We start from the raw sequence: 5,329 nt of genomic DNA, 5'->3' as shown, positions 1-5,329 counted from the left end.
GCCGAAGAGGCCGCGCCCGGCCCGACCGGGCCGGCCCCGGGCGGTGACCGCGCGCAGTACGGCGTCTGCGCGTTCCTGGCCCTGGTGGGCGCCCTGGTGATCGTCGACGCGAGCCGGATCGGGACGGCGCTCAGCAGCGCCGACCCGATCGGGCCGAAGCCGGTGCCGATCCTGCTCGGTGTGCTGCTGCTGATCGTCGCGGCCGTGTACGCCGTGGACGTGGCCCGTGGCGGCACGGGCGAGCCGGAGGCCGGCGAGGACGTCGACCTGACCACCCCCGTCGACTGGCGGACGGTGCTGCTGCTGATCGGGGCGTTCCTGGTCAACGCGGTGCTGATCGACCGGCTCGGCTGGGTGATCAGCGGGACGCTGCTCTTCTGGGGCACGGCGTTCGCCCTCGGCAACCGGCACTACGTGCGCAACCTGGTGATCGCCGTCGCGCTGGCGCTGATCACCTTTTACACGTTCGCCATCGGGCTCGGCGTCAGCCTGCCCGCCGGCGTGCTGCAAGGGATCCTGTGATGGACAACCTCGCCAACCTGCTCGACGGGTTCGCCAACGTGGTGACCCCGATGAACCTGCTGATCGCGCTGCTCGGCGTCACCATCGGCACCGCCGTCGGCGTGCTGCCCGGCATCGGGCCGGCGATGACCGTGGCGCTGCTGCTGCCGGTCACCTACGGCATGGAGCCCACCCAGGCGTTCATCATGTTCGCCGGCATCTTCTACGGCGGCATGTACGGCGGCTCGACCACCTCGATCCTGCTCAACACCCCCGGCGAGTCGTCGTCGGTGGTGACCGCCATCGAGGGCAACAAGATGGCCAAGGCCGGCCGGGCCGCGCAGGCCCTGGCCACCGCCGCGATCGGCTCGTTCGTCGCCGGCACCATCGCCACCCTGCTGCTGGTGGTGGTGACCCCGCCGGTGGTGTCGTTCGCGATCAGCCTCGGCGCGCCGGACTACTTCGCCCTGATGCTGCTGTCGTTCGTGGCGGTCACCGCGGTGCTCGGGGCGTCCCGGGTGCGGGGCTTCGCCTCGCTGCTGCTCGGCCTGGTGATCGGCATGGTCGGGATCGACTCGGTGAGCGGCCAGCAGCGGCTGACCCTGGGGATTCCGCAGCTCGCGGACGGCATCGACGTGGTCGTCGTGGCGGTGGGCATCTTCGCCGTCGGTGAGGCGCTCTGGATCGCCGCCCACCTGCGCAGGCGGGCCGCCGAGGTGATCCCGGTGGGGCAGCCGTGGATGGGGAAGCAGGACTGGAAGCGGTCCTGGAAGCCGTGGCTGCGCGGCACCGCCTTCGGGTTCCCGTTCGGCGCGTTGCCGGCGGGCGGGGCGGAGATCCCCACCTTCCTGTCGTACGCGACGGAGAAGAAGCTGACGAAGCACCCGGAGGAGTTCGGCCGGGGCGCGATCGAGGGCGTCGCCGGCCCGGAGGCCGCCAACAACGCCTCCGCCGCCGGCACGCTGGTGCCGATGCTGGCGATCGGCCTGCCCACCAACGCCACCGCCGCGGTGATGCTGGCCGCCTTCCAGCAGTACGGCATCCAACCCGGACCGCTGCTCTTCGAACGGGAGTCCGGCCTGGTCTGGACGCTGATCGCCAGCCTCTTCATCGGCAACCTGCTGCTGCTGGTGCTGAACCTGCCGCTGGCGCCCGCCTGGGCGAAACTGCTGCGGATCCCGCGCCCGTACCTGTACGCCGGGATCGTCTTCTTCGCCTCGATGGGCGCGTACGCGGTCAACGCCTCGCCGTTCGACCTGTTCCTGCTGTTGACCCTCGGCCTACTCGGCTTCGGGATGCGCCGGTTCGGGCTGCCGATCCTGCCGCTGATCGTCGGGGTGATCCTCGGCCCGCGCGCCGAGTTGCAGGGCCGGCGGGCGTTGCAGCTCTCCGGTGGTGAGTTGCACGGGCTGCTCGGTGGCTGGGTGTCCTGGGCGATCTACGCCACGATCGTCGTGGTGCTGCTCTGGCCGCTGATCGGACGGTTCGTGGTCCGTCCGCTGCGGGGAAGGTTGGTGACCGGATGACGGTGCTGGTGGGGTACGTGCCCTCGCCGCTGGGCGAGGCGGCGCTGCGGGCCGCGGTGGAACAGGCCCGGTTCCGCGACGAACCGGTGCTGGTGGTGAACACCTCGCGTGGCGACGCGTACGTCGACCCACGCTTCGCGCAGGAGGCGGAGCTGGACCGGGTGAGCCGCGAGCTGACCGCAGCCGGGGTGCCGCACAGCGTCCGGCAACTGGTCCGGGGCCGGGACGCGGCGGAGGAGATCGTCGAGATCGTCGAGGCCGAGGAGATCTCGCTGGTGGTCATCGGGGTCCGGCACCGCACCGCGGTCGGCAAGCTCATCATGGGGTCGGCGGCGCAGGAGATCCTGCTCCGGGTGCCCTGCCCGGTGCTCGCGGTGAAGGCCGACTGAGTGTCGCCCGGGGACATCGGCGTCCCCGGGCGTCCCCACCACAACCGACGGAGGGGAACCCGGCAGCAACCCGCGCAAGAGCGGTGAGACCGGGGCCGGGGAACGTGGCGGCGTCCCGGTGTCGATCGGCACCTGTGTGTTCAGCCCGGGCGCACAGGTGCGCGACGACGGCGTGGTGGTGCTGCCGCCCGGTCGAGCGGCGGTCCGTTCACCCGCTGGCCGGGTGCGGGGCGACCTGCCCCTGGCGGAGCCTGGCCGTGCACAGCTCGGCGAGTTTCGCGTACGCGGGCGCGCCGATCAGCGCGGTCAGCTCCGGGCCGTACGAGACGTACATCGGCTCCGCGCCGACGTGCGCGTCGGTCGACGACGTGCACCACCAGTCCAGGTCGTGCCCGCCCGCGCCCCAGCCCCGCCGGTCGAACTCGGACAGGCTGGAGACCAGCACCTTGGTGTTGTCCGGTCGTTGGTGCCACTCCTGGTCGCGGCGGATCGGCAGTTGCCAGCAGACGTCCGGCTTGTACTCCAGCGGGTGCACCCCGTCACGCAGTGCCTGGGCGTGCAGCGCGCAGCCGCCCCCGGCGGGGAAGTCGGCATCGTTGAGGAAGACGCACGGCGCGTCGGCGGCCCGGGTGGCGGTGCGCCGGGCCGGATTCCTGCCGTCGATCGTGTCGTCCTCCGTCCAGTTCCGGAAGCCCCTGCGGTAGTGCTGCCAGGTGGCCGGGGTGAGCCGCTTGACCGCGGCGCGGACCCGCTTCTCGTCGTCGGTGTCGGTGAAGAACGCGCCGTGCGAACAGCAGCCGTCGGCGGCCCGGCCGGCGACGATGCCGTGGCAGCCCTTGCCGAACACGCACGTCCAGCGGGACAACAACCAGGTCAGGTCGGCGCGTACCAGGTGCTTCGGGTCGGCCGGGTCGGGGAACTCGATCCACTCGCGGGGGAAGTCCAGTCCCACCTCGCGGCTGCGCGGGTCGTCGGGGTCGTCCACCAGCACGTGCAGTTCCACCTGGCTCGTCACCCGGACCAGCGTACGCCCGGTGACGCCCGCCGGCCGACGAGCCGCCGAAACCCGGTGGCCCTAAGGTCGAGGCATGCGACTGGGTGTGCTCGACGTCGGTTCGAACACGGTGCACCTGCTGGTGGTCGACGCCCATCACGGCGCGCACCCCTGGCCGGCGCACTCCGAGAAAGTGGTGCTGCGGCTGGCCGAGCAGATCGGCCCGGACGGCGCGTTGACCGAGGAGGGCTCCGACAGTCTGGTCAAGGCGATCGGCATGGCCCGTTCGGCCGCCACCGGGCTGGTCGTCGACGACCTGCTGGCCTTCGCGACCAGCGCGGTCCGCGACGCCACCAACGCCGCCGAGGTGCTGACCCGGGTCCGCGACGCCACCGGCGTGCGACTGGAGGTGCTCTCGGGCGCGGACGAGGCGCGGATGACCTTCCTGGCGGTGCGGCGGTGGTTCGGCTGGTCGGCGGGGCGGCTGCTGGCGATGGACATCGGGGGCGGCTCGCTGGAACTGGCCGCCGGCATCGACGAGAACCCGGACGTGGCGGTCTCGCTGCCGCTGGGCGCCGGGCGGCTGAGCCGGGAGCGGCTGCGGGTGGACCCGTCGGGGCTGGTCCCGCCCTCGGCCGAGGTTGTGGAGGAGCTGCGGGAGTACGTCGACGAGCTGCTCGACCCGGTGGTGGACAAGTTGACCGAGGTGGGGTGGGAGCGGCCGGTCGCCACGTCGAAGACGTTCCGGACGCTGGCCCGGCTGGCGGGTGCGGCACCGTCGAGCGCGGGACTCTGGGCGCCCCGCAGCCTCACCCGCCGGGGTCTGCGCCAGGTGCTCGGCTTCATCCGGCACATTCCGCCCGCCAAGCTTGCGGAGCTGGAGGGGGTGAGCGCGCAGCGGGCGCACCAGTTGCTCGCCGGGGCGGTGGTGGCCGAGGCGGTGATGCGCCGTCTCGACGTGCCGTCGCTGGACGTCTGCCCGTGGGCGCTGCGGGAGGGCGTCATCCTCAGCCGGCTGGACCAGCTGGCGCCGATGTGAGGTTGGTGGGTTGTTCCGGGCGGTTTGCGGACACTCGTCCTGAGCCCGCGCGCCAGCCCCGGTTACCCTCGGGGGTGTGACTTCCCGCGTCCCCGTCCTCCTTTCCAGTTCCTCGGTCTTCCCCGAACGGACCGCGGCGGCCTTCCAGCTGGCCGCGGCGCTCGGCTACGACGGCGTCGAGGTGATGGTGTGGACCGACGCCGTCAGCCAGGACGCCGGCGCGCTGCGTGGCCTCGCCGAGCACTACGGCGTGCCGGTCCTCTCGGTGCACGCGCCCTGCCTGCTGGTCACCCAGCGGGTGTGGAGCCCCGACCCGTGGGAGCGGCTGCGCAGGTCGGCGGAGCTGGCCTCGACCCTGGGGGCGCCCACCGTGGTGGTGCACCCGCCGTTCACCTGGCAGCGCGACTATGCGCGCAACTTCGCCAGCGGCCTGGCCACGATCGCCCGGGACTATCCCGACCTGCGTTTCCCGGTGGAGAACATGTACCCGGTGCGGATGGCCGGTCGGCAGTTCGTCCCGTACGTCCCGGGCTGGGATCCGACCGACACCGGGTACGCCTCCTACACCCTGGATCTGTCGCACTGCGCGGCGTCGCACACCGACGCCCTAACGATGGCCGACCGGATGGGTACGGGCCTGGCCCACGTGCACCTCGGCGACGGCACCGGCGAGGGGCGCGACGAGCACCTGGTCCCGGGCCGGGGCAGCCAGCCCTGCGCCGAGTTGCTGCGCTCGCTCGCCGGACGTGGCTTCACCGGCTCAGTGGCCGTCGAGGTCACCACGAGGGGCGCGAAGAGCCGGGAGATCCGTGAGGCGGACCTGCGGGAGGCCCTGGAGTTCGCCCGCGCCCACCTCACCGCCCCCTCCCCGATAGACGCC

At 72.5% G+C, this 5,329-nt stretch carries 6 protein-coding genes; 5 read left to right on the top strand and 1 reads right to left on the bottom strand.

Annotated features, from left to right (window positions below; all coding sequences use genetic code 11):
- From E1165_RS27810 to E1165_RS27800, 3 genes are all read left to right on the top strand, one after another.
- On the top strand, positions 1-522 hold a 522-nt coding region (locus E1165_RS27810; RefSeq protein WP_207917062.1), incomplete at its 5' end, for a tripartite tricarboxylate transporter TctB family protein.
- Entirely contained in the window at positions 522-2,027 is a 1,506-nt protein-coding gene (locus E1165_RS27805) for a tripartite tricarboxylate transporter permease (RefSeq protein ID WP_132394664.1), read from the top strand. The genes E1165_RS27810 and E1165_RS27805, both read left to right, overlap by 1 nt.
- Positions 2,024-2,416: a universal stress protein gene (locus tag E1165_RS27800; RefSeq protein WP_132394663.1), complete on the top strand. Its 393-nt coding sequence runs from the start codon at positions 2,024-2,026 to the stop codon at positions 2,414-2,416. The genes E1165_RS27805 and E1165_RS27800 overlap by 4 nt, the downstream gene beginning before the upstream one ends.
- 208 nt (positions 2,417-2,624) lie before the next feature.
- Here E1165_RS27800 and E1165_RS27795 read toward each other — a convergent pair whose 3' ends face one another.
- A complete protein-coding gene (locus E1165_RS27795) occupies positions 2,625-3,431 on the bottom strand; it encodes a hypothetical protein (protein ID WP_165945348.1) in 807 nt (268 codons plus the stop codon).
- 73 nt (positions 3,432-3,504) lie between these two features.
- Between E1165_RS27795 and E1165_RS27790 the strand changes: the two genes are divergently transcribed.
- Positions 3,505-4,449 (top strand): Ppx/GppA phosphatase family protein, encoded by a 945-nt coding sequence (locus tag E1165_RS27790; RefSeq protein WP_132394662.1) that lies wholly within the window; start codon positions 3,505-3,507, stop codon positions 4,447-4,449.
- 76 nt (positions 4,450-4,525) lie between these two features.
- On the top strand, positions 4,526-5,329 hold an 804-nt coding region (locus E1165_RS27785), incomplete at its 3' end, for a sugar phosphate isomerase/epimerase (protein WP_132394661.1).

This window comes from Micromonospora sp. KC723 (genome assembly GCF_004348595.1).
Classification (GTDB): domain Bacteria; phylum Actinomycetota; class Actinomycetes; order Mycobacteriales; family Micromonosporaceae; genus Micromonospora.
This window is presented reverse-complemented; position numbering and strand designations above follow the sequence as displayed.